We start from the raw sequence: 25016 nt of genomic DNA on the forward strand, positions 1-25016 counted from the left end.
CCGGTTTTTGTTGCTCAGGGCATCAGCTGCGCTTCGAGACCTTCACGGTCATCGAGGTGCCGCTCTGACCGGTGACCTTGATGTTGACCCCGTTGTTCGGGACCTTCACACCGGCACTCGGAAGCTCCGGGTACCAGTAGGTCTTGCTGTCGTTGAACGTCGGCACGGCGGCCTGTCCACGGATGTAGCTGGGCTGGCCGTTGAAGTGCAGCGTGAACGAGTCAGCCTTGGTGAGCCCGAACGGAGCGTCGTAGCCGCTGACGCGCGGGCGCCAGACGGTTCCGTCCATCCGGTTGATCGGGACCGGCCGCGAGTCGATCGGCAGGGCCCGGCCCGTGCCCGGGTGCACGCTGGTGTTGTTGTCCGGCGTCGAGGTGTCGACGTACCAGATCAGCAGACCCGGCTGGTACGGGAAGTGCTCGACCTTGTCCGGCTGGGTGTTCAGGAAGCCGAAGTTGTACGGGCCGGTCTTGAGGTTCGCGTCGTACGAGATGTGGTTCACGTTCGTCGCGATGTAGTAGTTGTCGTACAGCGTGGTGATGCTGGCGCCGACGGAGCTGAAGCCGTTCAGCGTCCAGCCCTCCGGTGACGTCTCCGCACCCGAGTCGACCACCGTGGTGGTGCCCGAGGTGACCTTGAGGTCGTCGACGAAGAAGCCCTTGCCGCCGGCCGCCGCGTCGGTCACGTAGTGCAGCTGCAGGCCGATCGTCTTGCCCGCGTAGGCGGACAGGTCGAAGGTGGCCGGGACCCAGCCGGCGCTGGTGCCGTCGATACCGTTGCCCTCGGCCGCCTTGGTGATGCTGCCGGGGATCGCCTTGTAGCCGGTGCCGTCGTTGACCTCGACGTAGGCGTAGTCACACGGGTCCGGACCGCAGTCCTCGATGTCGTAGTTCGCCTGGAAGGTCAGGCTGGCCGAGCCGGCCGGCAGCGTGACCTGGCGGCTCATCGAACGGTCGAGGTTGTTGCCCTGCCCGCTCCACCACTGCTTGGTGCCGACCGGGGGAGTGACCAGCGGACTGACCACCTGCTTCTTCGGCAGCGTGACCACCAGGCCCTGGGCCTTGGCGGTGTTGTACTCGAACGGGCCGAGCTCGACGGTCCGGTTCTGGCCGGAGTTCACGATCTCGTAGTCCAGCCAGCCGAGGAACATCTTGTCCCAGGCGCCGAAGTCGGCCGCCTGCTCGCCGATGCCGCCGTCGGTGGGCTTGCTGACCCGGCTCTGCGCCATGATCGTCCACCAGTTGACGCCGTTCTCGCCGCCGGCCGTGTCGTACTGGTCCGGCAGGCCGAGGTCGTGGCCGTACTCGTGCGCGAAGACGCTGATGCCGCCGTTCTCCGGCTGCACCGTGTAGTCGCCGACCCACACGCCGGTGTTGCCGATCTGGGCGCCACCGATCGGGAAGTTGGCCGGGCCACCCGGGGTCTGGACACGCCAGCGGTGCGACCAGATCGCGTCCTCACCCTGCTGCGGGTCACCATCGGCCTGGTCGCCACCGGAGTGGACGATCTGGAAGTGGTCGATGTAGCCGTCCGGCTCGTTGAAGTTGCCGTCACCGTCGTAGTCGTAGCGGTCCCACTGGTCGTACGTCGCCAGGTCGGCCTTGATCTGCGCGTCGGTCTGGCCCTTGGCCTTCTGGTCCGTGACCCACTGGTTCACGGCGTCCTGGACCAGGGCCCAGGTGTTGTTGCAGACGTTGCCGGCGCACGGGAAGCCGTTCGACCGGCCGTAACGTGCCTCGTTGTAGGGCACCTTCACCCAGTCGCTGACCTCGCCGTTGACCGAGTAGCGGCCGGAGGACTGCTTCTCGTAGTACTTCTTCACCGAGTTGCCGCTGCCGAAGTACAGGTCGCGGTAGTGCTGGGCCGAGTAGTCGGCCTGCCAGACGGTCGAGTTGTCCACCGCCCGGTTCGGAGCCGGGATCGCGTTGTGCAGCGGGCCGTCGAAGGTGGCCGGACCGGGCGTCGCCGGGTCGGTGTCCTGGTCGGGGTAGCTCGGGTGCCGCTGGTTGCCGAACTCGGCCAGGATGACGAAGATCTTGTCGGTCTTCTCCCGGGACAGCTCGACGTACTGGTCGACCTTGCCCTGGGCGTTCTTCGCGCCCTTGGCTCCCTTGGTCTTGGTGCCCAGCTTCATCACCGTGCTGGCGCCGCGCTTCTCGGCCTTGCCGGTGCCGTTCAGGAGCTTGGTGATCGCCTCCTGACGCAGATCCCGGCGCTTGTCCTCCAGCGGGTTCGGCAGCTCGTCAGAGGCCGGTGCCTCGCTGGCGTTCGTGGTGCCGCCCGAGGACGGCTGCTGTGTGACGGCGTTCCCGGCCTGGCTGATGCTCAGGCCGAAGGTCGCCGCAATAGCCAGGCTGACCAGCCCGACAGTTACCTTGCGCACGTTTCCCTCCCAGCTCATAAATCCACTCCGTCAGGTGGTAACGGAGTGTGAGTAGTGCTCCCCCGAGCGTGTACTTCTGCGCGACAGTACGGGGAAAAGGCGGGTTGATGAAGTGGTTCGGCGGAATTTTCCAGGTAACAGCGGGGAATCATGCGCGCACGGACCTGGGTAAGACCACTCAGTCGAGTGGAGTACCTGTACGCAGCGTCAGGGACCGGCTGATTGGCACACTGTCCGGCATGGAGGATGTCCGGTCGCGTGGTGACGCCGCGGACCTGCTGTTGCCGCTTTGGCGTGCGCTGGTCGTGTTCCGGGTGATCACCTGGCTCTTCGCCTGCTTCGGGGTGTGGACTCGCTGGGACGGCATCCATCGGCACTCGGGGGCGGTCGCCCAGCTCGCCATCATGGGCGTGTGGACCGTCGTCGCCTCGATCGGCTACAGCAGGCACTGGGGCCGCCGGAACACCCGGCTGGCCCTCGCCGACCTGGTGGTGACGGTCGGCTGCATGTATGCGACCCTGCTGGCCCAGCCGCTGCTCGACATCCGAGGCGGAGCCTCCGTGCTCACGTCTGTCTGGGCAGCGGGTCCGGTGATCGCACTGGCCATCTCCCGCGGCCGTGACGGCGGTCTGCTCGGCGCTGCGACCATCAGCCTCGCCCTGTTGTCTCTGCGCGGAGTCGACCACGCTTCGAAGATCCTCAGCAACGTCCAACTGCTCCTGGTCGCCGGGCTCGTCGTCGGGTACGCAGCGACCACTATGCGCCGCGCCAACGCCCGGCTGCGCGAGGCGATCGCCGCCGAGGGCGCCGCGGCCGAGCGGCTCCGCCTGGGCAGGTCGATCCACGACGGAGTACTGCAGGTGCTTGCCCAGGTGCAACGACGCGGTACTGCGATCGGCGGCGAGGCAGCCGAGCTCGCGGCGCTCGCTGCCGAGCAGGAGGTCGCTCTGCGCACCCTGATGGCCTCCCGGCCGTCGACTGGTGATCGAGGACGGATCGACCTCTGCATGCTGCTGATCCCGTTGGCCACGCCGCGGGTGGACGTCGTCGTACCGGCCGGGCAGGTGTTGTTGCCGACGGCCACCGCTACCGAACTGGTTGCCGTCGTCAAGGAAGCCCTGAGCAACGTCGACAAGCACGCCGGGCCGGGCGCCCGGTCGTGGGTGGTGGTCGAGGACCTCGGTGACGAGGTCCTGCTGTCCGTCCGCGACGATGGAACCGGGACGACACCCGACCGGCTCGAACAGGCCACCTCCGACGGTCACCTCGGCGTGAGCCAGTCGATCCGCGGCCGGATCGCCGATCTGGGTGGCAGCGTCTCGGTCCGGACCGCTCCGGGCGAGGGGACCGAGTGGGAGATGAGAGTGGGCAGCAGATGACGCGGGTGATGATCGTCGACGACCACCCGATGTGGCGCGAGGGCGTCGCCCGGGATCTGGGCAGCCGCGGGTACGACGTCTGCGCGACCGCCGCCGACGTCTCGAGTGGAATCCGCATCGCACTGGCGACCCGGCCGGACGTGGTGGTGATGGATCTGCAGCTGGGCCAGGGGTCCGGCGTCGATGCGACCCGGGAGATCACCGCTGCGCTACCGGACACCAGGGTGCTCGTGTTGTCGGCCAGCGCCGAGCAGGCCGACGTACTGGCTGCTGTGAAGAACGGCGCCTCCGGTTATCTGGTGAAGTCTGCATCGCTGGACGAGTTCGACGACGCAGTACGGCGTACTGCTGAGGGGGACGCCGTCTTCAGTGCTGGGCTGGCCGGGCTGCTGCTGGGTGAGTACCGGCGGCTCGGGGCAGGACCGGAGGTGCCTCAGCTCACCGAGCGGGAGACCGAGGTACTACGACTCGTCGCGCGTGGCCTGACCGCTCGCCAGATCGCGACCCGGTTGGTGCTGTCCCACCGGACCGTCGAGAACCACGTGCAGAACACGCTGCGCAAATTGCAGCTCCACAACCGCGCCGAACTCGTGCGCTACGCCATCGAACACGGCATCGACTCCGCCGACGAGGAGCCGACCGCTTAGACCGCAGCGGCCTTGAATGCCTCCATACACTGTGCGTTCCACCCCCAGTGGTCTGCTCTGAGTCACGACACTCTTACCCAGAGTGCCCATCTCCCGGAGGCTGTCAGTGAAACGCTCGTCCCTCGTCCGAGCGCTGTTCGCGTTCCTCGTCCTGGCCGCTTCCGGCTACGTCGTGATGACCGCGAAGCCACAACTCGGCCTGGACCTGCGCGGCGGCACCCAGATCGTGCTGGAGACGAGCGACTCGCCGACGGTGAAGGCCGGCAAGGAGACCACGGACAAGGCGCTGGAGGTACTGCGGCGCCGGATCGACGCGCTCGGCGTCAGCGAGCCGAGCGTCACCCGGCAGGGCGACAAGCGGATCATCGTCGAGCTGCCCGGGGTTCAGGATCCCCGCGAGGCCGCGAAGGTGATCGGCAAGACCGCCCAGCTGACCTTCCACGAAGTGCTCGACCAGGTGGCCGCCAAACCGGCCAAGCCGGCAGCGGGCGACCTCTACCTGCCCGACGATTCGGGCGGCGGCTTCCTGAAGTTGGCCAAGCCTGCCATGACGGGGGAGAGGGTCGGCGGTGCCGACGGGCTGTTCGACACCCAGCAGGCTTCCGGCTGGTTCGTCCAGCTGGACTTCAAGGACGACGGCGGCAAGATCTGGGCGAACATCACCGGCAAGGCGGCCTGCGAGCCGGTCGGTACGCCGGCGCGACGGGTCGCGATCGTGCTCGACAACGAGGTGATCACCGCCCCGCAGGTCGACCCGAACGGCGGCGGCCAGCTCTGCAACATCGGCATCGCGGGCGGCACCAGCACGATCTCGGGCTCCTTCACCGAGGACGAGGCCAAGGACCTCGCCGCGCTGATCGAGGGCGGCTCGCTGCCGGTGCCGGTGCACGTCGTCGACCAGCGCACGGTCGGCCCGTCGCTCGGCAAGGACGCGATCCAGGCGAGCGCGCTGGCCGGCGCCATCGGCATCGGGCTCACCGCGCTCTTCATCATCTTCGTGTACCGGTTGGTCGGCCTGATGGCGGTGTTCGGCCTGATCGCCTACTCGGGGATGTCGTACGCCGCGTTGACCGCGCTCGGGGCGACGCTGACCTTGCCCGGTCTGGCCGGATTCGTGCTCGCGATCGGGATGGCGGTGGACGCGAACGTCCTTGTTTTCGAGCGCGCTCGCGAGGACTACATCGCTGGCCGCACCGACGGCCTCAGGAGATCTCTGCGCAGCGGCTTCCAGAACGCGCTGTCGGCGATCGCGGACTCCAACATCACCACTTTGCTCGCCGCCGGACTGCTCTTCTTCCTGGCGGCCGGCCCGGTGCGCGGCTTCGGGGTGACGCTGAGCATCGGCGTACTGGCTTCGATGCTGTCCGCGCTGGTTGTCACGCGCGTGCTCGCGGAGTTCTTCGTGTCGCGGAAGTTCGTTCTGCGGCGACCGGCGCTCAGCGGGATCGCCGGTCACGGCCGGGTGCGCACCTGGCTCGAGACGCGCCGCCCACCGCTGATGAAGCACAGCCGGCGCTGGCTCGTCATCACGGCCGTCGCGATCGTCGTCAGCATCGCGGGCGTGGGAGTCCGCGGACTGAACCTGGGCGTCGAGTTCACCGGTGGCCGGCTGATCGAGGTGAGTACGGCTCAGCGGATCACGCCCGATCAGGCGCGGGCCGCCGTGGCCGAGGCCGGTTACCCGACGGCCGTCGTACAGGCGTCTGGCGCCGACGACATCACTGTGCGGACCGGCACGATCAGCGATGACGAGGCCGAGAAGATCCGCGAGTCGCTGTCCCGGATCGGTGGCAGCGCGGATGTGGTTCGCAACGAGAGCATCGGGCCGTCGCTGGGCAACGAACTGCGGAACAAGGCGCTGATCGCCCTCGGGGTCGCGCTGCTGGCTCAGTTGGCGTATCTCGCGGTGCGATTCCGGTGGACGTTCGGCGCCGGTGCCGTCCTGGCTCTGCTGCAGAACGTCGCGGTCGTCATCGGCGTGTTCGCCTGGACCGGCAAGCCGGTGGACGGGATCTTCCTGGCCGCGCTGCTGACGATCATCGGGTACACCGTCAACGACTCGGTCGTCGTCTTCGACCGCATCCGCGAGACCCGCAACGCACGCTCGACCGAGAACCTCGGCCCGGTCGTCGACACGGCAATCGTCAACGTGCTGCCCCGGACCATCAACACCGGCATCAGCACGCTGTTCATCCTGGCCGCCCTGCTCTTCCTGGGCGGCGATTCCCTGGCCGACTTCGCCCTGGCGCTCCTCCTCGGCATCCTCGTAGGCACCTACTCCTCCAACCTGACCGCAGCCCCACTGCTGGTCGAGTTGGAAAAGCGCTACCCGGCCCCACCGCCCCGCCCGAAGACGAAACAACGCGACCGCGACTCCGAACCAGACCGCGGCGCAGTCGTCTAGACGCCACGCCCGCCCGCCCCGCCCCGCCCGCCCCGCCCTCAGCCGTCGCGCCCGCTGGTCACCCGGTCTCGCCCTGCCGTCACCCCGCACCGCCTTCCTTGCCCCGCCTTCCCTCGCGCCTGGTGACCAATGCGGTCAGCAAAGGGGGTTTTCCACAGGGCGGTGTGCGGTGGTCGGGGAATGTCCGTCGGGCGGGCTAGGGTGATGCGGTGGGTGTCGAAGTGCGTGAACTGCTGGAGGCCGCGGTCTCCGGTATCGGTGGTCAGACGCGTCCTGGCCAGGTGGAAATGGCCGAGGCGGTCAACGGGGCGATGGAAGACGGATCCCATCTCCTCGTCCAAGCCGGCACCGGAACGGGGAAGTCACTCGGGTACTTGGTGCCCGCGTTGCTGCATGCCTTGGAGGACCGCCGCGTAGTGGTGTCGACAGCGACGCTGGCGCTCCAGTCGCAGCTGGTCGACCGCGATGTGCCGGCCCTGCTGGAGGCGACGGAGAAGCTGTTGCCGCGCCGCCCGGCGTACGCGATCCAGAAGGGCCGGAACAACTACGCCTGCCTGCACCGGATCCGCGAAGGCGCGCCCGATGACGACGGCATGCTGATCGACATCCCGCCGGCCGGACCTGTCGGCCAGCAGGTGCTGGAGTTGCGCGACTGGGCCGAGCAGCAGTTGCTCGACGGCGAGGCGGGGGATCGCGATCACGCGCCCACCCATCAGTACCAGGCCTGGCAGCAGGTGGCGATCGCCGCCCGCGAGTGTCTCGGCGCCCAGAAATGCCCGTACGGCGACGAGTGCTTCGCCGAGAAGGCGAAAGAGCAGGCCCGCAAGGCCGACATCGTGATCACCAACCACGCACTGCTCTCGATCGACGCCTTCGAGAACAGAACCGTGCTGCCCGAGCACGACGTGGTCGTCATCGACGAGGCGCACGAACTTCCCGCCCGGGTGACCGGCGCGGCCGGCGCCGAACTGTCGCCACAGATGGTCGAGCGCGCCGCCAAACGCGCCCGCCGGTTCGTCGACGACGACCACGCGGACGACCTCATCGACGCCTCCGACGCGCTGCGGGCCGCTTTGGACGAGACTCGTGAGGGGCGGATCGAAGCAGCGAACGGCGTTGTCCTCGAAGCCGCCGGTCTGGTCCGCGACGCCGCGCGTTCTGTGTACTCCGACCTGAACAAGAAGTCCGACGACGCCGACAACGATCCCGACGGCGCCAAGCGGCAGTCCAAGGGCGCGGTGAAGGAGATCTTCGACGTCGCCGAGCGGGTCGCCGCGCTGAGCGACCTGGACGTGGTCTGGCTGGTCGACCGCGAGCGCTTCGGCCGCGAGCTCCGGATCGCGCCGCTGACGGTGGCCGGCCTGCTTCGCGAGCTGGTCCTCAAGGACCGGACCGTTGTCCTCACCTCGGCGACGCTGACGCTCGGCGGTGACTTCGACGCGATCGCGCGCCAGGTCGGGCTGCGACCGTCCGACAAACTGGCCGACGGCGACGAGATGCCTTCTGTCGACGCCGACTCCGACACCGGCCCGCTGCCGTGGCGTGGGCTCGACGTCGGCTCCCCGTTCGAGTACGAGAAACAGGGGATTCTGTACGTCGCCAAGCATCTGCCGCCGCCGCATCGCGACGGGCTGGGCAAGAAGCAGTTCGAGGAGATCATCGACCTGATCACGGCCGCTGGTGGCCGGACGCTCGGATTGTTCTCGTCGCGCCGGGCAGCCGAGGCCGCGACCGCCGCTGTGCGCGAGGCGACCGACCTGAAGGTGCTCTGCCAGGGCGACGCGCAATTGGGTGAGTTGGCCCGCGAGTTCATCGAGGACCCGGAGACGTCACTGTTCGGCACCTTGTCGCTGTGGCAGGGCATCGACGTGCCGGGCTCGACCTGCAACCTGGTGATCATCGACCGGGTGCCGTTCCCGCGTCCCGACGAACCGCTGATGGCGGCCCGGCAACGAGCCGTCGACGAGGCGGGCGGGAACGGCTTCATGGCCGTCGCCGCGACCCATGCCGCGCTGCTGCTCGCCCAGGGGACCGGCCGGCTGATCCGGCGTACGTCCGACCGGGGCGTCGTGGCGATCCTGGACCCACGGATCGTGACCGCGCGGTACGGCGGTTATCTGCGCGCCTCCTTGCCACCGATGTGGCCGACCGCCGATCGTGAGAAGGTGCTCGGCGCGCTGAAACGACTCCAGGACACCTGAGCCGATGAGTCCTGCCCGGGTGATCCGTTGAGTCCGGCCGGTGGTCCGCCGGTGCTGCCGATGATGGCGGCACTCGGACCGATGCCGACCGGCCCGGGCTGGTCGTACGAGATGAAGTGGGACGGCATCCGGGTCATCGCCGAGGTCGACGAGGACAGTTGCCGGCTGTGGTCCCGCAACAGCCGCGACGTGTCCGCCGGGTACCCGGAGCTGGTCGGGCTGGCCGGCGACGCCGGGCTGCGGCTCCCCGCAGTACTGGATGGTGAGATCGTCACGCTGGACGAGAACGGGGCGCCGTCGTTCGGGCTGCTGCAGCGGCGGATGCACGTTCGGGATCCACGTCAGCTAGCGCAGCTGATCAAGCAGGTGCCGGTCTCGGTGCGAGTCTTCGACATACTGCGGTTCGACGGGAAGTCGTTGCTAGAGGCAACGTACGACGAACGTCGCGGGTTGCTCGAGTCGCTGGAGCTGTCCGACCCGTTCTGGGAGATCCCGCAGAGCTACGCCGACGGCGAGGAGGCGCTCGAGCTGTCGGCCTCGACCGGCCTCGAAGGCGTGGTCGCCAAGCGGCGCAAGTCGCGCTACCTGCCGGGTAAGCGCAGCGCGGACTGGGTGAAGGTCAAGCCCGTGCTCACCCGGGACGTCATCCTGTGCGGCTGGCATCCGGGGGAGGGGAACCGCGAGGGCAAGATCGGCTCCCTGTACTGCGGCGCGTACGACGGCGACGACCTGGTCCTGATCGGCAAGGTCGGCTCCGGCCTCGACTTCGCCATGCTCGAAATCCTCAGCGCCGAACTCGCCGCCCTCGAGATCGACACCCCACCTTTCGACGTCTCCTCCGTCCCCACCTCGGACCGCCGCGCCGCCCACTGGCTCGACCCCCTCCTGGTCGCCGAAGTCACCTACTCCGGCTGGGCCGCCGACGGCCGCCTCCGCCACCCCGTCTGGCGAGGCCTCCGCCTGGACATAGACCCCGAATCAGTAACCCGCTGAAAATCACTCAGTCAATGGCAGGAGAACCACTAGCCTGGCGCGGTGATGGACAGCAGCGATCCTGAGGGCGAACACGTCGAACTGGTGATCCGGGAGGAACGCGCCGAGGATCATCAGGCTGTGCGGGAGGTTCACGCTCTCGCGTTCGGCGACGGTGAGCGGGTTCCGGTGCTGGTCGACGCGTTGCGCGTGGCTCCGGCGTTGCTGGCGCCGTTGTCGTGGGTCGCGCTCGTCGGTGAGCGAGTGGTTGGCCACGTGATGCTCAGCGGCTGCCGCTTGGATGCTCTACCCCGCCTCGTCGGTGTGTTCACGCTGTCGCCCTTGGGCGTGCTGCCTGATTTCCAGAGCCAGGGAATCGGCACTCGACTCGTCGCACACGCCCTCGCGGAAGCCGACAGTCACGGCGTTCCTCTGGTGTTTCTGGAGGGCTCACCGCAGTACTACGGCAAGCGCGGCTTCGTCGATGCGACAACGGCCGGCTTTCGTCCGCCGACTTTGCGGTATCCGCCCGGCGCCTTCCAGGTCGCCAAGCTCTCCTCGTACGAGGAATGGATGACCGGCACCTTCGTGTACTCCGACACCTTCTGGGCCCTGGACTGCGTGGGCCTCCGAGGCGACCGGCTCGCAACGCCGTGATCCCAAGCCGCCCCAACAACGTCGGCGAGTCCGCAAACGGCGCCAGGGGAGCACTGATCAGGGTGGATCGGGTATCGATTCCACCCTGCGTGGGATCAGTCGCTTGATTCGCGCCGGCTGGGAGCCGGTACGGCGAGGGCCGCCTCGATCTTGTCGGCCAGCTTCTCCGGGGTGTGGGTCGGGGCGTAGCGGCCGATCACGCTGCCGTCGCGGGCGATCAGGAACTTGGTGAAGTTCCACTTGATCCGCCCGCCGAGCAGCCCGCCTTGCTCCCGCTTGAGCCAGTTGTACAGCGGCAGTGTCTTGGACCCGTTCACATCGATCTTGGCGAACATCGGGAAGGACACGTGATAGATCGTCGAACAGAAGTTCGCGATCTCGTTCTCGTCGCCGGGCTCCTGGTGGCCGAACTGGTCGCAGGGGAATCCGAGCACGGAAAAGCCCTGCTTGCGGTACGTCTTGTACAGCTTCTGCAGGCCGGAGTACTGCGGGGTCTGGCTGCATTGCGAGGCCGTATTCACCACCAGGAGCACCTGGTCACGGAAGTCGGCAAGAGACTGTTCATTGCCTTCGATCCGGGTGGCACTGAAGTCATAGACAGTCGTCATATCTCAATCCTGACATGTCCGCGCTGACTCCGCTCGCCGTCTGAGATGTCAGACACGCCGCAGAACTGTTACGACCTTGCCGAGGATGGTCGCGTCCTTGCCGTCGATCGGCGAGAAAGCCGGGTTGTGCGGGAGCAGCAGGATCTCGCTCTTGGTCTTCTTGAACGTCTTCACCGTCGCCTCGCCGTCGATCATCGCAGCGACGATGTCACCGTTCTCGGCGTTCGGCTGCTGGCGGACCACGACCCAGTCGCCGTCGCAGATCGCCGCCTCGATCATCGATTCACCCTTGACCCGCAGCATGAACAAGGTGCCCTCACCAACCATTGCCCTGGGCAACGGGAAGATCTCCTCGACCTCCTGCTCGGCCAGGATCGGCCCACCGGCGGCGATCCGGCCCAGCACCGGCACGTACGCCGCGTCCGGGTGCGCGTCGCCGGCCCCGGTCTCGTCGTACGCCGTCTGCCGCACCGAGCCGACCGATCCCCGGCGCGCCGCGGCGTCCGCGACCTCGCCCGGATAGCGGACCTCGATCGCGCGCGGCCGGTTCGGGTCGCGGCGGAGCAGGCCCTTCTGCTCCAGCACGCGGAGCTGGTGCGACACCGACGAGGAACTCGTCAGCCCGACCCGCTCGCCGATCTCCCGCATCGAGGGCGGGTAGCCCCGACTGTCGACCGAATCGCGGATGACGTCCAGCACCCGCCGCTGCCTCGGGGTGAGACCGGTGGCGTCCGCCGGACCGTCGGGCAGCTCGGACACGGTCGGCCCGGCGGCCTCCGCGCTCAGGCGTCCGTCCTTGCTGGAACCGCTCGGCGTCCTGGCCATCGGCTGGCAACTCCCTCGGGTCAGGCCGGCAGTCGCACCCCCGGCCAAAGCTTTCAACGACTGAGAAGACCGTAGACCGAATCCTGAGATTCTTCAAACATCTGTTCGAAGGCGTGTCGGTTCGCACGTTTGTTCGTGTGTCAGGTTATAGAGCCCGCCTGGCGGCTCGGCCGACGGGAATATCGACGGCGTGTCGTGGTTGGAAATGGTTGCGTCCCGGGCGCGGTTCGGTTAATCATTCGTACAGGCGTTCGATCGAACAGGTGTTCGGGTTCGGGTGCCGGAACGGCTCGCCGGCGAGTTCGCCGGGTGGACCGTTCGAGGGACCGATGGGGTCGCTCGACGAAAACTGTCGGCGGCGGCCGATAGACAGAGATCGACACCGCAGCACGAGGTCTGAACGAAGGTCTGGAGGATCCGATGAGGACAGCGGCCCTGGCAGCAGGCGCGACTCAGGTGACAACCGTGCCCGAGGTGGACGGCAACCGTCCGACCCGGCGCCGGCGCATCGCGGGGACGACGACCGAGAGCCTGCCGGTTCGTGCCTGCTCCGGTGACGACCTCGGCCGGCACCACCAGCTCGCCGAGATCGAGCCGCCCGCCCTGCGCCTGACCAGGCGCGGCCGGATGCTGCTCACCACCGTCTCGGTGCTGGTCTTCGGTGCCGCGATCGCCGTTCTCGGCCTCCGCGTCGCCGGTGTCCTCGACCCCGCCCCGCAGTTCAGCCACACCATCTCGGTCCAGGTCGGCGCCGGCCAGTCCCTCTGGTCGATCGCCCAGGAAACCAACCCGACCGCCAACCCCGCGACCGTCGTCGACCAGATCGCCACCCTCAACAACCTCCGCACCCCCGCCGACCTCACCCCCGGCCAAACCCTCCAGGTCCCGGTCCGCTAACCCAGCTGTTGACCGAGTTGCCCGGCCCGGTTCTCTCTCTAGCTGTCGAGCAAGGTCGACACCTCGACTGCTTGGCCTGTCTCGAAGGAGCGGTTGGCGGCGAGGCCGACCAGGAGTGAGCGCGCACCGTCGTGGTGATCGGCGCTACGGCCGAGCGGATCGTCGCCGGGGGAGCCGAACAGGGACTCCAGCAGTCGCGCATCGCCGCCGCCATGGCCCTGACCCAGCTCGTGATGCAGCAGCGTCTGCGGCGGCTCCCACAGTGGATGCAGCGTCAGCAGCGCCTCCGTCTCACCCGGCGCCGCATCCCCGTGCTGCACCGCCGTCGCATGCCGCTGTTCCTCCGGTGGCGTCGCGAAGGTGTTCTCCCGCACCAGCAACTCCAATCGCCCCGCGCTTCCGTTGAAGCCGATCCGGTAGCCCTCCCACGGCGAGTACGCCGTGAGGTGGTAGCTCAGCGAAGCCCCCGAGGCATAACGGACCAGCACCGCCATGTCGTCCTCGATCGTGATGCCCTCGCCGAACACGTTCTGGTCCCGGTGGTACCCGTCCTCGTGCTCCGCTTCGAGATACAGCTCCCGCAGTACGTCGTTCGCGGCGAGCTTGATCGCGAACGGATCGTCCGCAGCCGCCGCCGAACCGTCGGCCCGCTCGTAGTCGCGCGCAAGCCCGCGCTGCCGCCCGTTCTCGGCGCCGTAGAAGAACAACTTGCCGTCGGCAAAGACTTTCACCGGCTCGGAATCGATCCACCAGTTCACCAGGTCGAAGTGATGGGTCGCCTTGTGCACCATCAGACCGCCCGCGTTGGACTTCTCGCGGTGCCAGCGACGGAAGTAGTCGGCGCCGTGCCGGACATCGAGCAGCCATTCGAAATGCACCGAACCGATTTCACCGATCGCGCCCGACTGAAGCACTTCCCGGACCTTCTCGTGCACCGGGTTGTAGCGATAGTTGAACGCCACCCGCACCGATCCGGCCGCCTTCTCCGCGGCGTCCAGAATGCGCCGGCAACGCGCCGGATCCATCGTCATCGGCTTCTCGGTGACGACGTCCAGCCCCGCCTCGAGCGCGCTCACGATGTACTCGTCGTGGGTCCGATCCATCGACGTCACCACGACGACATCGACCTGCTGTTCCTCGAGCATCCGATCGAAATCATCGGCGCCGTACTGCGGAACGCCCGCGTGCCCGAATTTCTCGGCCAGCCGGCGATTGTGGACGGCCATCCGGGTCTGATTCACATCGCAGAATCCGACGAGTTCCGCGCGGTCGGCGTACGGGCCGGCCAAGGCGTCGACAAAGGTCTGCGCCCGGGCCCCCAATCCGACCACGGCATAACGACGGCGGGCTTCGGTCGCAATAGCCACAAGCGCTCCCTGAGCAGACGGCAAACGCTTACCACCCAATCACGCGCCACCGCGGCCGGACAACCCGAGTGGCCGATTCCGGACGCCTGTCTCCGACCTGCAGGCTGCCGTCAGCTCCCGGTTCGCAGCCACTGGCGCGCCAGTCACCGGCGGGGTGAGCGCACTGTTCGCAGTTGCCGCGTCAGCTCACGGTCTGCAGCCAGAGGTCGGCGTACCGGCGGGCGTCCACTGCCGTCGCCACCTGGACCACGGTCGGCGCCGCGCCGTGTGGGTCGCTGCTCAGGTCCTTCGACCAGTCCCGCGTGTCGACGATCGTCCGGCCGCGCGACCAGCTTCCGGACAGCTCGACCCGGAGTGGGAACGCCTGAGTGGTCAGCCCGGCCGGATCGATCACGGCGCACACAGCTCCGCCGTCCCCGATGCTGGCCCCATCGGCGCGGTACAGCTCGCTCCGCTTCTCGATCAGGGCCCGAGCCAGATCGGCCGACGGAGATCCCTTCAATTCACGCGCCTCGTCGAGCGTGATCAGCACGTCGTAGAACACGTCGAGCCCGTACATCGTGACCGGTACGCCGAGTTCGCCCGCCGCGGCCAGCACGATCGCGGCCGCCTCCGGGTCGGTCCAGATGTTGAACTCGGCCGAAGCCGTCGCGTTGCCGATCCCGGCCGCCCCGCCCATGAAGACGATCTCGGCCAGCCCCGCCGCAGCCTCCGGATACGTCCTGAGCAGCAACGCGATGTTGGTCATCGGAGCCAGCGGGATCAGCGTCACCCGGTCGCCGCTCCGAGCGGCCTCGAGCAGCACGTCGCGCAGAAGCTCCACGGCGTGCCGCGAATCCGTAGTACGGGTCGAGCGGGGCCAGTCGAGGTTGCCGAGTCCGTCGATGCCGTGGACATGCGGGGCGGCCCGGACCGGTTGCAGCAAGGGCAGGGCGGCTCCGCGAGCCACTGGGACGTCGGAGCGGCCGGCGGCTTCGAGGACGGTGAGTGTGTTGACGACGACCTCGTCCAGGCCGACGTTGCCGCCGACACAGGTCACGGCTCGCAGGTCGAGCTCCGGATGGCGGGCGGCGAGCAGCAGCGCGCATGCGTCGTCGAGCCCGGTGTCGACGTCGAGGATGACCGGTTTCATACCCACATCCTCACCCATCGACCAGGCCTCGACGGACCCGGCCGGGACCTGCCGGGCGCGCATAGTTTGCGCCTCGAAAGGGCCGTCGGGACGGCGCCACGCGGGACTACACGAGGTCGCGCGAGTGTTGGAACAAGGAGACGCGCGCGGGATTCGGGCGTTCTTGCAAACTGTCGGAGGCCGGACGTAGCATCCCTAGATGTAGTAGTTACACGCCTGTAGTTCTCCACAGGTAGTGGTTGGTTACTCACAGGTCATACACAAGTTGTCCCCAGTTCGATCCACAGATCCACCGCTGCGCAGCCGGCGTGGACCCTCGGGAGGAGTGATCCGACATGCACTGTCCGTATTGCCGGCACGTCGACTCCCGGGTCGTCGACAGCCGGGTCGCCGAGGACGGCGGAGCGATCCGCCGCCGCCGGCAGTGCCCGGTCTGCGAGAAGCGGTTCACCACCGTCGAGCAGATGCAGCTGACGGTCGTGAAGCGCTCCGGCGCGACCGAGCCGTTCAGCCGGGAAAAGGTGATCAGGGGCGTCGGCAAGGCCTGCAAGGGCCGGCCGGTGGACGACGACGCGCTGGCCCGGCTGGGGCAGCGCGTCGAGGACGCGCTCAAGGGCGGCGGCTCGCCGGAAGTGCCCGCGCACGAGGTCGGCCTGGCCATCCTCGGACCGCTGCGGGAGCTGGACGAGGTCGCGTACCTGCGGTTCGCCAGCGTCTACCGGCAGTTCGAGTCGGCCGACGACTTCGAGACCGAGATCGCGTTGCTGCGCGCCGAGAAGGAGCCCGAGGGCACCGAACCGGCCGCGCACGGGACACCACAGACATAAATCGGGGAATCGCAGGACCGGCAGCACGCAGTACAGGGCACCAGCGGTAGCCAGCGGCACGCAGTACCGGGCAGGACGCAGTACAGGCAGGGCGAAGTACGCGCAGGACTCAACGGGGCGGTCCCGACAGACCGCAGACACAGGGCGAGGAGCAACCATGACAGAGACGGTGACCGGCCATTCGGGGTCGACCAAGAGGTCGACGGCCGGGTTCCGCAGGGGTAAGAACGCCCCGGCGGGACTCACCATCGAGCGCATCTTCACGACCGAGGGCGTCCACCCGTACGACGAGGTGACGTGGGAGCGTCGCGACGTCGTGCAGCAGAACTGGAAGACGGGTGAGACCGTCTTCGAGCAGCGCGGAGTGGAGTACCCGGACTACTGGTCCGTGAACGCCTCGACCATCGTCACCACCAAGTACTTCCGCGGTGCCGTCGGTCACGACAACCGCGAGTGGAGCCTCAAGCAGCTGCTCGACCGGGTGGTCAAGACCTACCGCAAGGCCGGCGAGGAGCACGGGTACTTCGCCACCCCCGCCGACGCGGAGATCTTCGAGCACGAGCTGACCTGGATGCTGCTGCACCAGTACTTCAGCTTCAACTCGCCGGTCTGGTTCAACGTCGGTACGACGTCGCCGCAGCAGGTGTCGGCCTGCTTCATCCTCGCCGTCGACGACTCGATGGACTCGATCCTGAACTGGTACAAGGAGGAGGGCCTGATCTTCAAGGGCGGCTCCGGTGCCGGTCTGAACCTGTCCCGGATCCGGTCCTCCAAGGAGCTGCTGCAGTCCTCCGGCGGGACGGCGTCCGGTCCGGTCAGCTTCATGCGCGGCGCGGACGCGTCGGCGGGAACGATCAAGTCCGGCGGCGCCACCCGGCGCGCGGCGAAGATGGTCGTGCTGGACGTCGACCACCCCGACATCGAGGAGTTCGTCGAGACCAAGATGCGCGAGGAGGACAAGATCCGCGTCCTCCGTGACGCCGGGTACGACATGGACCTCGGCGGCCGCGACATCACCTCCGTGCAGTACCAGAACGCGAACAACTCGGTCCGGGTGACCGACGAGTTCATGCGCGCGGTGGAGGAGAAGGGCGAGTTCGGCCTGCGGGCCCGGATCGACAACTCGATCATCGAGACCGTCGACGCCCGCGAGCTGTTCGACAAGATCAGCCACGCCGCCTGGGCCTGCGCCGACCCCGGTCTGCAGTACGACGACACCATCAACGACTGGCACACGACGCCGGAGACGGGCCGGATCACCGCGTCCAACCCGTGCTCGGAGTACATGCACCTGGACAACTCGTCCTGCAACCTCGCTTCGCTCAACCTGATGAAGTTCCTGAAGGACGACGACACCTTCGACTCGGAGAACTTCGTCAAGGCCGTCGAGCTGATCATCACCGCGATGGACATCTCGATCTGCTTCGCCGACTTCCCGACCGAGGCGATCGGCGAGACCACTCGTGCCTACCGTCAGCTCGGCATCGGCTACGCCAACCTCGGCGCGCTGCTGATGGCGACCGGCCACGCCTACGACTCCGACGGTGGTCGCGCACTGGCGGGCGCTATCACCTCGCTGATGACCGGTACGTCGTACAAGCGGTCGGCCGAGCTGGCCGGCGTCGTCGGGCCGTACGACGGCTTCGAGCGGAACAAGGAAGCGCACGCCCGGGTGATGCGCAAGCACGCCGCGGCCAACGACGCGATCCGGACCCTCGACGACATCGACAAGGACGTCCACAAGCACGCCACGGCGGCCTGGGACGCAGTACTGAAGACCGGTGCGAAGAACGGCTGGCGGAACGCGCAGGCCTCGGTGCTAGCACCGACCGGCACCATCGGCTTCATGATGGACTGCGACACGACCGGCATCGAGCCGGACTTCTCGCTGGTCAAGTTCAAGAAGCTGGTCGGCGGCGGCTCGATGCAGATCGTCAACCAGACGGTGCCGCGGGCGCTGCGCAAGCACGGCTACACCGAGGAGACGATCGAGGCGATCGTCGAGTACATCTCCGAGCACGGTCACGTCGTCGACGCGCCGGGGCTGAAGACCGAGCACTACGAGATCTTCGACACCGCGATGGGTGAGCGCTCGATCAAGCCGATGGGCCACGTCCGGATGATGGCGGCCGCGCAGCCGTTCCTGTCCGGTGCCATCTCGAAGACGGTCAACCTGCCGGAGACGGCGACCGTCGAGGAGATCGCCGACGTCTACTTCCAGGGCTGGAAGCTCGGCCTCAAGGCACTGGCCGTGTACCGCGACAACTGCAAGGTCGGCCAGCCGCTGTCGGACTCCAAGTCGGCCAAGGCCAGCGCCGCCGCCGACGCGGCCGCCGCGGAGCCGGTGGTCGAGAAGGTCATCGAGTACCGGCCGACCCGCAAGCGCCTGCCGAAGTCGCGGCCGTCGCGGACCACGTCGTTCAGCGTCGGCGGTGCCGAGGGCTACATGACCGCGGGGTCGTACCCGGACGACGGTCTGGGCGAGGTCTTCCTGAAGATGGGCAAGCAGGGCTCGACCCTGGCCGGTGTGATGGACGCCTTCTCGATCGCGATCTCGATCGCCCTGCAGCACGGTGTGCCGCTGGAGACCTACGTCCAGAAGTTCACCAACCTCAAGTTCGAGCCGGCCGGTCTGACCGACGACCCGGACGTGCGGATGGCGCAGTCGATCATGGACTACATCTTCCGTCGGCTGGCGCTGGACTACCTGCCGTTCGACGACCGGGCCGCGCTGGGCATCTACTCGGCCGACGAGCGCTCCCGTCAGCTCGACACCGGTTCGTACGAAGCGCCGGTCGAGGTCTCGGAGGCGGAGTCGCTGAAGGCCGTCGAGCCGGTCGCGGAACCAGTCACCGAGGAGAAGGCAGCCGCAGAAGAGGCCGGCGCCAAGGTCCTCGACACCTCCGAGGTCCGCACCACAGCAGAGATGTTCGAGCTCATCACCGGCACCTCGGTCGACGCACCTCTGTGCTTCACCTGCGGTACCAAGATGCGCCCGTCCGGCTCCTGCTACGTCTGCGAAGGCTGCGGCAGCACCTCCGGCTGCAGCTGACCCCTGGTTGATAGCGCCACGGCCCCCGGGAACTTCCCACATCCCCCGGGGGCCGCAGCGCGTCCAGCTCTTGCCGCGGAGTTGCAGCGACCACCGCGGCGGCGGCGTCGCGTAGTACGGGCTAGTGGCCGGAGCGGTCCGAGTCGGCGGGTGCGGGGCCTGTGCCGTCAAGGGAAGACAGGCTCGTCATCTCGTCGTCGGTGAGGGTGAAGTCGAAGACGGCGAGGTTCTGGGCCAGGCGGGTGGGGTTGGCCGACTTGGGGATCGGTACGGCGTTGAGCTGGATCTCCCAGCGGAGCACTACCTGAGCCGGCGTCTTGTCGTGGGCCTTGGCGATTTCGGTGATGGTCGGGTGCTCCAGGAGGCCTCTGCCGTTGCCTAGTGGGCTCCAGGCCTCTGTGACGATGTTGTGTTGGGCGTGGAACTCGCGGTTCTCCTGCTTCGTCCAGAGCGGGCTCAGCTGGATCTGGTTGACCTCGGGTGCCACGCCGGTCTCGTCGATCAGCCGCTGGAGATGGGCGGGCTTGAAGTTCGACGTACCGATCGCGCGGACGAGCCCGGCTTCGCGGAGAGCGATCAGCCCGCGCCAGGCGTCGACGTACTGATCCTGGTCCGGGTTCGGCCAGTGGATGAGCAGCAGGTCGAGGTAGTCGACGCCCAGCCGCTCAGCGCTCGCCTCGAAGGCGGCCCGCGCACCCTCCACGCTGTGCCAGCGCTTGTTGAACTTGGACGTCACGAACACCTCCTCGCGCGCCACCGCCCTCAGCGCCCGCCCGACCCCGACTTCGTTGCGGTAGTTCTCCGCGGTGTCGATCAGCCGGTAGCCGAGTTCGAGAGCCTGTACGACGGTCCGCTCGGCGTCCGCGTCGTTCATCGGCGAGGTGCCCAGACCGAGCCGGGGCATGGCCGTTCCGTTGCTCAGCGTGACAGTCGGAGCGAGGGTGTTTTCCATGTCTGCAACGGTATGTGGACCTCGGGCGGAAACTGTCGACGGGCTGGGTCATGATGGTTTCCGGGACCCCTCGGAGGCGAGGGCCGGCTGGTGAAGGGGTGGGCGATGAAGAACCGTCTGATCACACTGGTGGACCTCGGGCTGGACAGTTCGTTCGACGCCTCGATGACGTTCGTCCAGGGCATCACCAGCAATATCAACGCCGGCTGGAACCGGCCCGTGATCGACGTCAACTTCGTTCGCACGCGTGACCATGAGACAGCGTTCTCAGCCCTGACCACCCCGTCGTCCGTGCTGCACGTGATGGCGCACGGTGACCACAGCGAGGAGCCGTCGTTTCTCAGCACCGACGGCGAGACCCAGGTCTCGCTGACCGCCCTCGCGGACTGGTTCCTGGATCGCCAATGGGGCATCGCCAGCGGCGTCGTCATCGCCGACGGTTGCAAGACCGGCATCGGCAAGTGGCAACGCGCGATCCGCGACTGCCTGCAGGACGACATCACCTACATCGGCACCAGCACGGTGATCGGCTGGTACGAAGCGACCGTCTTCTGCTCCGCCTTCTACGGCGCCCTGATCCGCAACCGCGGTCGCGGCAAGAGCCCCGCCGAGCAAGGCTGGGACGCCGCCCAACGCGCCATCCGCGCCTACGAAACCCTCACCGACGCCCGCTGCCCCTACAAACCAGTAACCCTCACCCCCAGCCGCCGAGCCCTCCGCTCCCTAGCCGGCTGACGTCGCACCTGGAACGCCGGACGCCGCGCCAGTTCGCAGCCGGGGCGGATTCTTTGGCGCCACACCGCCCGATGCCGCACGTCGACATCCAGCCGACTGACGGGCGCGTCTCGACGTACTGAGCTGGAGGTAGGGCCGGCGGCCGTGCAGGGGGTTGGGCGCCGGCCCTACCGGATCAGGTGTCGAGCCAGCGGATGGTGGTGGCGCCGTGGTGGCCGTGGATGGTGAGGAGGGCGTCGATGCCGTCCTGCCAGACGGTGGTGGTGGGGTAGCGGCCGCCCCAGTGCAGGGTGACTGTGCCGTCGGACCACTCGACGCCTTCGGCGACGACGCCGGTGCCGCTCACGCCGGAGACGTCGGTGTGCCGGACCAGTTCGAAACGACGTGGTCCGGCCGCGGTCGCCACCTTCAGATGGCGTCGCCGCAGGAGCTCTGCCGGTCTACCGCTGATCTTGTCCATGCCGGACAGTCAACGCCCGCCCGCCTGCCCGGACCATGAACCGAGGCTGTATCCACAGGGCACTGAACAGGCCCCACATCGTCACTCGATCGTCGTAACCTGATTGCAAGGAGTGATCGAGATCGCGAGGAGCGAGCCGATGACAATCATCGACCAGTGGACCGGCAGGCATGCGCACGCGTTGCGCGCCGCCATGCGCCTGACCAACGAAGCTTTCGCCGAGCACCTGGGCGTCGCCCCACGCACGATCGCGAAGTGGCGGGAGCGCCCGGAGATGGTGCCGAGCCCACAACTCCAGGAAGCGCTCGACACCTCACTCAACCTGGCCACCAAGGAGACCCATGCCCGCTTCATCGCGAACCTCGGCGTCGAGAGCCGGCCCGCTCTCGACGAGTCACTGCTCAGCCAACTCCACGCGGCCGTCGGCGATCTGACCCGGGTGCTCGCCCGGATGGCCGCCGAGCCGGTGACGCCTCGCGCATCGTCTCCCGGCGAGCTCCCGACGGAGGCGGGCGCGCGGCACGCGTAGTACGGCTTGTCTGGTGGCGGTGATGAAAGGCTTGCTCCATGAGGCGGCGACCGGTGGATTCCGCAAGCGTGCGATCAGTCGGCTACAGCATGTCCAGCAGAACGCTGGAGATCGAGTTCGTCAACGACAGCGTCTATCAGTACTTCGACGTGCCGCAGCCGACGTACGCCGGTCTGCTGGCGGCCTCGAGCATCGGCAACTTCGTCAACACCCAGATCAAGCCGTACTACGAGTTCGCCGAGGTCTGAGCTGCTACATCGGGACGATCTCGAAGATCTCCACGGCGAAGCGGCCCTTTCCCTCGGACAGGAAGGGGTGTCCCTCGAGCAGGGCCCGAGCGGCCGCGAGGTCGTCGGCCTCGACGATCGTGTAGCCGTTCTGGTCACTGGGCTCGGCCGATCCGCCGTCGTCACGTACCGAGGCGCGCGGTGCCAGCGGGTTGCCCTGGTCGACGATCGAGGCCGCGGCCTTGCTCATCCAGTCCGTCCACGCCTTCATCTGCTCCTCACCCTGCTCCGCGGTGAAGTCCTCCATCGGGGTGGCCGGGCCGCGGTACAGGTACAGGTACTTACTCATCGTGCTTCCCTTCGCCGGCGCTCCTGGTGAGCGTTTCTTGCTTGACGAAGGAGCAGGCCGCGAATCGACAGCGGGTCGCACCGTTTTCGCGGAGTCAGCGAAGGGCACCGGATCGTGGTCACACGGGGTTGTGTCGTATTCAGGAGGTGGACATGAGCACTCGCACTACGACTGGTTCTCGCGTGATCACAGTCATCGTCGTGTTGTGGTTGCTGATCGGACTGGCTGCTGCCGCGCAGCGGAACTACTTCGCCGGCTCCGACGCGACCTGCGCGAAGGTGGGCACCACTTTGGTCACCATCGTCGCCGGGCCGCTGAACTACATCGGTGCGAACCCGAAGATCGACTGCTCGGCACCGCAACCGTCCAAGTAGACCGCTCGATTCACCGGTAGTGCGGCTGCGGAGCTCACGGGTTCCGCAGCCGCGGTGTGCTGGCCTCCACCGTGGTTAGGCTTCGACCATCCGATCGGGAGGCGCCGCCGTGACCAACGTGGTGAAGGCTGAGATCGAAGCCGATCTCGCGGAGTTTCAGGTTCCGGGCGTCAGTTGGGCGGTGATCGAGGGCGGCCAGATCGTCGAGCACGGATCCGCCGGTCTGGTGGACGCAGGCCGCAGCGATCTGGTGACAGAGCGGACGTTGTTCCAGGCCTGCTCGATCAGCAAACCCGTTGCTGTGCTCGCGGCGCTCCGCCTTGTCGACCAAGGCTTGCTCGACCTCGACGAGGACGTGAACAACCGACTCAAATCCTGGCGGGTGCCACGGACAGGCGATTGGCAACCGGTCGTCACCCTGCGGCAACTGGTCAGCCACAGCGCCGGCCTCACCGTGCACGGCTTCCCCGGCTACCTGTACGGCGAGGAACTGCCGAACCTGCGCCAGCTCCTCGACGGCGTGCCCCCGGCGACCAACTTCGGCGTACGGGTCGACACCGTGCCCGGCACCCAATTCCGGTACTCCGGCGGCGGCACCCTCGTCGTACAGCAACTCCTCGAGGACGTCACCGGGACGCCGTTCCGCCAGTTGATGCAGGAGTTGGTGCTCGGCCCACTTGGTATGTTCGACAGCGACTACGCCCAGCCGCTGCCCGAGGACAGGCACAACCAGGCGGCCGTCGCACACGACGATCTCGGCCAACCCATCGAGGGACGCTGGCACAGCTACCCCGAACTCGCCGCCGCCGGTCTCTGGACAACTCCGAGCGATCTCCTCACCTTCGCCCAAGCCATCAAGAACTCGTACGACGGTGTTGAAGGCGCACCGTTGTCGCCGGAACTCGCGCGCGAAGCCCTGACGCCACAGGTGCCGTCGTCGGAACGGATCGGCGGACTCGAGGCGCTCGGTCTCGGCCTGTTCCTCGGGCAAGCTGGCCGCCTGTTCGGACACAGCGGGTCGAACGCCGGGTTCAGGTGCCACCTGCTCGCGTATCGGGAGACCGGACAAGGCGCGGCGGTGATGACGAATGGCGACAACGGCAGCTGGGTTGTGGAGAAGGCCTTCGTGAACATCGCTTCGGCGTACGGGTGGGCGGACTATCCCGCAACGGTCAGTGAGCGGGTGGGCCCCGATGTCGACGTGTTGGCAGGGTGGGTCGGGACTTACCGACTGCGGGAGGGCTTGAGTTTGGAGGTCGAGCGGTCCGGGACGGAGCTCGTGGTGAAGTTCCCTGGGCAGTCACCGTTGCGGTTCCGGGCGATGTCCGGAGATCGGTTCGGCGCGTCGACGGCCGACACCGAGTTGCGGTTCGACGACGGGGGAGTGGTGTTCGTCCAGAACGGCGAGGAGATCCGCTGCCCGCGGGAATAGCCGGCGAGGGGGCTCGGTTATGTGAGGTGTCGTCCAGTACATGACCCCCGGGCCTCACACTCAGCCGCTACGAGCGGCCACTCGCCGAGAGGCGTCTGCTGGACGATGCGGTACTCGATGGGCGGGGAGCTTCGGCTTCCCGCCCATCTGCCACCTCCGCGGCACTTGTGTGGTGGGGGATCATGGTGGAAGGAACCCGCGGAGACGTGGGGGACTGGTGTGACGAGAGGGACGACGGCGGAGGTGCCGGAGGTGCTTTGCAAGGGTTCGGCCAAGGTGCCGACCCCGATTTGCATCTTCACCGCGAATGTCAGTAATGTTCTTCTTGTTGGAGCGAGTGCGGGACGCGGAAGCGGCCGGTCGCTCTGAACACTCCCTGAAGGTTCTTGGAACCGAGACACGCCCAGTGCGGGTTTTCGGTTACTGAGTCACGCGGGGGGTCTGCTTCGAAAGTGGCTGATTTGACTGGCTGCGGACGGGACAGTAATGTTTGGCGGGTTGCCCCGGAGCTAAACACGAGAGTGTGGAGCGCGGTGTGCGTCCGATTCTTGAGAACTCAACAGCGTGCCGAAAGTCAATGCCGAAATTTAGCATTAACCCGTTTCAC

Annotated in this window: 22 protein-coding genes; 14 read left to right on the forward strand and 8 right to left on the reverse strand. The window is 67.4% G+C overall.

Annotated features, from left to right (window positions below):
- Positions 1–22: 22 nt before the first annotated feature.
- Positions 23–2401 (reverse strand): immune inhibitor A domain-containing protein, encoded by a 2379-nt coding sequence (locus tag EV138_RS37015; protein ID WP_238158618.1) that lies wholly within the window; start codon positions 2399–2401, stop codon positions 23–25.
- A 221-nt stretch (positions 2402–2622) separates the two neighbouring features.
- Between EV138_RS37015 and macS the strand changes: the two genes are divergently transcribed.
- From macS to EV138_RS37045, 6 genes are all read left to right on the forward strand, one after another.
- Positions 2623–3762 (forward strand): MacS family sensor histidine kinase, encoded by a 1140-nt coding sequence (macS, locus tag EV138_RS37020; RefSeq protein WP_133985478.1) that lies wholly within the window; start codon positions 2623–2625, stop codon positions 3760–3762.
- Positions 3759–4409 (forward strand): response regulator, encoded by a 651-nt coding sequence (locus EV138_RS37025; protein ID WP_133985580.1) that lies wholly within the window; start codon positions 3759–3761, stop codon positions 4407–4409. Before macS ends, EV138_RS37025 begins: the two co-directional genes overlap by 4 nt.
- Before the next feature lie 106 nt (positions 4410–4515).
- Positions 4516–6813 (forward strand): protein translocase subunit SecD, encoded by a 2298-nt coding sequence (gene secD / locus EV138_RS37030; protein WP_133985480.1) that lies wholly within the window; start codon positions 4516–4518, stop codon positions 6811–6813.
- A gap of 221 nt (positions 6814–7034) precedes the next feature.
- On the forward strand, positions 7035–9014 hold the full coding sequence (locus EV138_RS37035) for an ATP-dependent DNA helicase (protein WP_133985582.1): 1980 nt from the start codon (positions 7035–7037) through the stop codon (positions 9012–9014).
- 27 nt (positions 9015–9041) lie between these two features.
- Positions 9042–10007 carry a non-homologous end-joining DNA ligase gene (ligD, locus tag EV138_RS37040; protein ID WP_238158619.1) on the forward strand — a complete coding sequence of 322 codons (966 nt, stop codon included), beginning with the start codon at positions 9042–9044 and terminating at the stop codon, positions 10005–10007.
- 45 nt (positions 10008–10052) lie between these two features.
- On the forward strand, positions 10053–10643 hold the full coding sequence (locus EV138_RS37045; RefSeq protein WP_133985586.1) for a GNAT family N-acetyltransferase: 591 nt from the start codon (positions 10053–10055) through the stop codon (positions 10641–10643).
- A gap of 95 nt (positions 10644–10738) precedes the next feature.
- On the opposite strand, the gene EV138_RS37050 is transcribed toward EV138_RS37045, so the two are convergent.
- Positions 10739–11251 (reverse strand): glutathione peroxidase, encoded by a 513-nt coding sequence (locus EV138_RS37050; RefSeq protein ID WP_112236702.1) that lies wholly within the window; start codon positions 11249–11251, stop codon positions 10739–10741.
- A 48-nt stretch (positions 11252–11299) separates the two neighbouring features.
- Positions 11300–12076 (reverse strand): transcriptional repressor LexA, encoded by a 777-nt coding sequence (gene lexA, locus EV138_RS37055; RefSeq protein ID WP_133985482.1) that lies wholly within the window; start codon positions 12074–12076, stop codon positions 11300–11302.
- 420 nt (positions 12077–12496) lie between these two features.
- Between lexA and EV138_RS37060 the strand changes: the two genes are divergently transcribed.
- Positions 12497–12973, forward strand: coding sequence for a LysM peptidoglycan-binding domain-containing protein (locus EV138_RS37060; RefSeq protein WP_133985484.1), 477 nt, complete (start codon positions 12497–12499; stop codon positions 12971–12973).
- Positions 12974–13011: 38 nt separating this feature from the next.
- On the opposite strand, the gene EV138_RS37065 is transcribed toward EV138_RS37060, so the two are convergent.
- A complete protein-coding gene (locus EV138_RS37065) occupies positions 13012–14340 on the reverse strand; it encodes a Gfo/Idh/MocA family protein (RefSeq protein ID WP_238158620.1) in 1329 nt (442 codons plus the stop codon).
- Positions 14341–14521: 181 nt separating this feature from the next.
- Positions 14522–15472, reverse strand: a complete 951-nt coding sequence (locus EV138_RS37070) for a nucleoside hydrolase (RefSeq protein ID WP_133985486.1) — start codon at positions 15470–15472, stop codon at positions 14522–14524.
- Between the two features lie 335 nt (positions 15473–15807).
- Here EV138_RS37070 and nrdR point away from each other — a divergent pair, with 335 nt between their 5' ends.
- Together nrdR and EV138_RS37080 are read left to right on the forward strand one after the other, a co-directional pair.
- The gene (gene nrdR / locus EV138_RS37075; RefSeq protein WP_112236694.1) at positions 15808–16299 is read left to right on the forward strand and encodes a transcriptional regulator NrdR; all 492 of its coding nucleotides are present in this window, start codon (positions 15808–15810) and stop codon (positions 16297–16299) included.
- Positions 16300–16456: 157 nt separating this feature from the next.
- Entirely contained in the window at positions 16457–19351 is a 2895-nt protein-coding gene (locus EV138_RS37080) for a vitamin B12-dependent ribonucleotide reductase (protein WP_133985488.1), read from the forward strand.
- A gap of 121 nt (positions 19352–19472) precedes the next feature.
- Here EV138_RS37080 and EV138_RS37085 read toward each other — a convergent pair whose 3' ends face one another.
- Positions 19473–20303: an aldo/keto reductase gene (locus tag EV138_RS37085; protein ID WP_133985492.1), complete on the reverse strand. Its 831-nt coding sequence runs from the start codon at positions 20301–20303 to the stop codon at positions 19473–19475.
- Positions 20304–20408: 105 nt separating this feature from the next.
- On the opposite strand from EV138_RS37085, the gene EV138_RS37090 reads away from it, so the two are divergent.
- Entirely contained in the window at positions 20409–21038 is a 630-nt protein-coding gene (locus tag EV138_RS37090; RefSeq protein ID WP_112237156.1) for a hypothetical protein, read from the forward strand.
- A gap of 175 nt (positions 21039–21213) precedes the next feature.
- Here EV138_RS37090 and EV138_RS37095 read toward each other — a convergent pair whose 3' ends face one another.
- A complete protein-coding gene (locus EV138_RS37095) occupies positions 21214–21498 on the reverse strand; it encodes a hypothetical protein (protein WP_202867123.1) in 285 nt (94 codons plus the stop codon).
- A gap of 139 nt (positions 21499–21637) precedes the next feature.
- Between EV138_RS37095 and EV138_RS37100 the strand changes: the two genes are divergently transcribed.
- Positions 21638–22027: a helix-turn-helix domain-containing protein gene (locus EV138_RS37100; RefSeq protein WP_202867124.1), complete on the forward strand. Its 390-nt coding sequence runs from the start codon at positions 21638–21640 to the stop codon at positions 22025–22027.
- 38 nt (positions 22028–22065) lie between these two features.
- The gene (locus tag EV138_RS37105; RefSeq protein ID WP_133985494.1) at positions 22066–22275 is read left to right on the forward strand and encodes a KTSC domain-containing protein; all 210 of its coding nucleotides are present in this window, start codon (positions 22066–22068) and stop codon (positions 22273–22275) included.
- 4 nt (positions 22276–22279) lie between these two features.
- Here the strand turns inward: EV138_RS37105 and EV138_RS37110 are convergent, their stop codons facing one another.
- Complete coding sequence (locus EV138_RS37110; RefSeq protein WP_133985496.1) at positions 22280–22603, reverse strand: YciI family protein; 324 nt, start codon at positions 22601–22603, stop codon at positions 22280–22282.
- Between the two features lie 152 nt (positions 22604–22755).
- Between EV138_RS37110 and EV138_RS37115 the strand changes: the two genes are divergently transcribed.
- Positions 22756–22977 (forward strand): hypothetical protein, encoded by a 222-nt coding sequence (locus tag EV138_RS37115; RefSeq protein WP_112236686.1) that lies wholly within the window; start codon positions 22756–22758, stop codon positions 22975–22977.
- A gap of 109 nt (positions 22978–23086) precedes the next feature.
- On the forward strand, positions 23087–24409 hold the full coding sequence (locus EV138_RS37120; protein ID WP_133985498.1) for a serine hydrolase domain-containing protein: 1323 nt from the start codon (positions 23087–23089) through the stop codon (positions 24407–24409).
- The last annotated feature ends 607 nt before the right edge of the window (positions 24410–25016 follow it).

Source organism: Kribbella voronezhensis (assembly GCF_004365175.1).
Taxonomy (GTDB): domain Bacteria; phylum Actinomycetota; class Actinomycetes; order Propionibacteriales; family Kribbellaceae; genus Kribbella; species Kribbella voronezhensis.